This is a genomic window from Streptomyces sp. NPDC054956 (assembly GCF_053609185.1).
On record NZ_JBSGXB010000502.1, the window covers coordinates 1 to 3,464 of the forward strand.

General features: G+C 73.3%; 4 protein-coding genes. 1 reads left to right on the forward strand and 3 read right to left on the reverse strand.

Annotated elements, in window-relative coordinates:
• Nucleotides 1–106: 106 nt before the first annotated feature.
• Nucleotides 107–862 carry an acyltransferase gene (locus ACWGDE_RS37375; protein WP_453393534.1) on the reverse strand — a complete coding sequence of 252 codons (756 nt, stop codon included), beginning with the start codon at nt 860–862 and terminating at the stop codon, nt 107–109.
• A 125-nt stretch (nt 863–987) separates the two neighbouring features.
• On the opposite strand from ACWGDE_RS37375, the gene ACWGDE_RS37380 reads away from it, so the two are divergent.
• On the forward strand, nt 988–1,533 hold the full coding sequence (locus ACWGDE_RS37380; protein ID WP_453393535.1) for a gamma carbonic anhydrase family protein: 546 nt from the start codon (nt 988–990) through the stop codon (nt 1,531–1,533).
• Nucleotides 1,534–1,610: 77 nt separating this feature from the next.
• On the opposite strand, the gene ACWGDE_RS37385 is transcribed toward ACWGDE_RS37380, so the two are convergent.
• Both ACWGDE_RS37385 and ACWGDE_RS37390 read right to left on the reverse strand, forming a co-directional pair.
• Nucleotides 1,611–2,297 (reverse strand): DedA family protein, encoded by a 687-nt coding sequence (locus ACWGDE_RS37385; RefSeq protein WP_453393536.1) that lies wholly within the window; start codon nt 2,295–2,297, stop codon nt 1,611–1,613.
• 60 nt (nt 2,298–2,357) lie between these two features.
• A partial coding sequence (locus ACWGDE_RS37390; RefSeq protein WP_453393537.1) for a glycoside hydrolase family 3 C-terminal domain-containing protein occupies nt 2,358–3,464 on the reverse strand: 1,107 nt, incomplete at its 5' end.

Here is a 3,464-nt window from a genome sequence, read left to right on the forward strand (position 1 = left end):
GCAAGGCGGAGAGGCTCCCGATTACTGGACGTCCTCGGGTGCCTCGACAACGCGGCGAGGTGCGGTGCCGGGCGGCGCGGGTCAGGCAAGATCCGAAAGAGACGGGCTAGGCCCTGTCGGGCTGCTCCGCCTCCGCCAGATCCGCCAGCGCGCGCAGCTGCTCCGGTGTCACCCCGTCGGGTATCGGTACCGGCGCCGGTGTGCGCAGGGGCGGCTGCCAGCCCGTCTCGGGCTCCCAGCGGCGCACGATCCGCGCCGGCGCCCCCGCCACCACGGCATGGTCCGGCACCTCGCCCCGTACGACGGCCCCCGCGGCCACCACGACGTTGCGGCCCAGCCGTGCCCCGGGCAGGATCACCGCACCCGTGCCCAGCCAGCAGCCCGGGCCGATCTCCACCGGCGCACTGCGCGGCCACTGCTTGCCGACGGGCTCGTGCGGATCGTCGTAACTGTGGTTGGTGGAGGTGATGTACACCCCGGGACCGCAGAAGGTGTCGTCGCCGATCGTGATCCGGGCGTCGGCTATGACGTGGCTGTCCCGCCCGATGACCACGCCGTTGCCGAGCACGAGCATCGGCTCGGCACCGAGGTCGAGGTCCGGCATCATCCCGGCGGTGAGCGTGACCTGTTCGCCGATGATGCAGTGGTCGCCGAGCCGGATCCACGGTTCGCCGAAGACCGTGCCCTGCGGGAAGGCGAGCCGGGTGGCGTGCCCGATCGCGCCGAAGCGCAGCCCTCCCGGGGTCTGCGCGGTCACCGCGCCGGCCCGCTGCATCCAGCGCCAGCCCGCGTGGACGGCGCCGGACGCCAGCCGGCGGCGCAGGGCCGTCAGAGATGAGAACGTGTTCTGGTTCTTCGCCACCCGGTCACCGTAGCGCGCCGGGCGCCCGGACCGCGCCGTGATCTTCACCCCATCCCCGGAGGCGCGGACCACGTGCCCTACGGTGCCCGTAGCGCGACGCGACGTACGACGGAGGAAGAGAACACATGACGCAGCAGGCGGCCCAGGCACTCGTGGCGGGTGTCGGCGGGAAGAACCCCGAGATCGACCCCACGGCGTTCACCGCTCCCACTTCCGTCGTGGTCGGGGACGTGCGCCTCGGCGCGGGCGCGAGCATCTGGTACTCGGCGGTGCTCCGCGCGGACTGCGGTCCGATCACGCTCGGCGCCGACAGCAACGTGCAGGACAACTGCACCGTGCACGTGGACCCCGGCTTCCCGGTCTCCATCGGCGAGCGCGTCTCCATCGGCCACAACGCCGTCGTGCACGGCTGCACGGTCGAGGACGACTGCCTGATCGGCATGGGCGCGACCGTCCTGAACGGCGCGGTGATCGGCGCCGGCTCGCTGGTGGCCGCCCAGGCGCTGGTCCCGCAGGGCATGGTGGTACCGCCCGGCTCCCTGGTCGCCGGCGTCCCGGCGAAGGTGCGGCGCGAGCTGACCGACGAGGAGCGCGAGGGCATCAAGGTCAACGCCCTCATGTACACCGAGCTGGCCAAGCAGCACCGCGCTTCGGTGACCCCGGACGCGTGACCCGTCCTCCCCGCCCCCTGGGGGGCGGGGAACCGCGTCCGCCGGCGGGAGAACGGGCCCCGCAGGGGAAGCGCCTCTCAGTCGCGCACGACGGACTGGGCCGCGGGGGCCGAGCCCTGCTCCGGAACCGCATCCGCGGCCGCCTCGGCGCGCGCCGCCTCGGACGCCTTCTTCATCCGTCCGCGCACGACCACCGTGACCCCGAGCCCGAAGAGCAGCGCCAGCGCGAGGGCCACCCACGAGAAGCCCTTCAGCCACGGCTCGGCGACGATGCCGATCGAGTAGATCACCGCCGTCGTGCCGCCCGCCCACAGGATTCCGCCGAGGACGTTGGCGATGAGGAACCGCCAGTAGGGCATGTGCAGCACGCCGGCCAGCGGCCCGGCGAAGATCCTCAGCAGCGCCACGAACCGCCCGAAGAAGACGGCCCACATGCCCCACTTCTCGAAGGAGCGTTCCGCGACGGCCACCTGGTCCGGCCCGAAGTGCTTGGGGAAGCGCCGCCCGAGCCGCTCCAGCAGCGGCTTGCCGCCCTTGCGCCCGATCGCGTAGCCGATCGAGTCGCCCACGATCGCGCCGGTCGTCGCGCAGATGCCCAGCACCACGGGGTCGATGTGTCCCTGCTGCGAGGCCAGCAGCGCCGAGCTGACCAGGACGATCTCCCCCGGCAGCGGGATTCCGAGGCTCTCCAGTCCGATGACGAGCCCCACCAGGAGGTAGATGCTGACCGCCGGAATCGTCTCCAGCCATTCCTGGATGTGCACCGGTACGTCCTCCAGAGTTCTTCGCCCGGCCCGCCCCCTGTGACAGGCCGAACGGGCAGCCTATCCGGTCGCCACCACAGCCTTTGCCCGCAGCGGCAGTTCGCGCGAGGAACGGCCCGCGAACACTTCGCGACGGCCGGTTCCCACCACCCAGGCGTGCCGCTCCGGGTCCCAGGACGACAGCGTGCGGGCGTCGATGTCCAGGACGACCCGCCGCGCCTCGCCGGGCGCGAGGGTCAGGCGCCGGTAGCCGGCCAGCGCCCGCACCGGCTGTTCCAGTTTCAGGTCCGGGGACGGGCCCACGTAGACCTGGGCCACCTCGGTGCCCTCGCGGCGCCCGGTGTTGCGGACGGTGAACTCCACGCGCAGCCCGCCGGGCCGCCCCGCGCCGCCCGGCCGGACCGCGAGCTTCTCGTACTCCCAGGTCGTGTACGAGAGCCCGTGCCCGAAGGGGAACAGCGGTGCCACCCGCTGCGCGTCGTACCAGCGGTGGCCCACGTGGACGCCCTCGGAGTACTCCTGGCGCCCGCCCACGCCCGGGTAGCGGACCGGGTCCGCGCCGACCGGGGTCGCGCGTTCGTCGGCCGGGAAGGTCTGGGTGAGGCGGCCGCCCGGGTCCGCGTCGCCGAAGAGCACGTCGGCGGTGGCTCCCGCCCCCTCCTGGCCCGGGTAGTACATCTGGAGGACCGCTCCGGTGCGGGGCAGCCACGGCATCGTCGTGCTGGAGGAGGTGTTGAGCACCACCGTGGTGCGCGGATTGACCGCGGCGACCGCCTCGATCAGCGCGGCCTGCCCGCCCGGGAGGCCCAGGGAGGTGCGGTCGCTGCCCTCGGTGGCGTCCTCGTAGGCGAACAGCACCACGCTGTGGGCCTCCTTGGCGGCCTTCACGGCCTCGGCGAGGTCGGCGGCGCGGGTCGCCTTCGTGGTGTGCCGCAGCCGCAGCCGCTGCCCCTTCGGTCCGCCCTCGGCGGTGAGGGAGAGCCGGTGCTCCCCCGCCTTGAGCGCGAGGGTGCGGCGGCGCACGGTGAGCCCGTCGGGCGCCGTACCGAGGAGTCCGCCGGCGAAGTACTCGGCCACGCCCTGCCGTACGGGGAACAGCTCCTCCCCGTCGAGCCGGACGCCCGGCCGCTTCCCGGTGTAGTGGATCAGCAGGGTCCACTCGTCGTC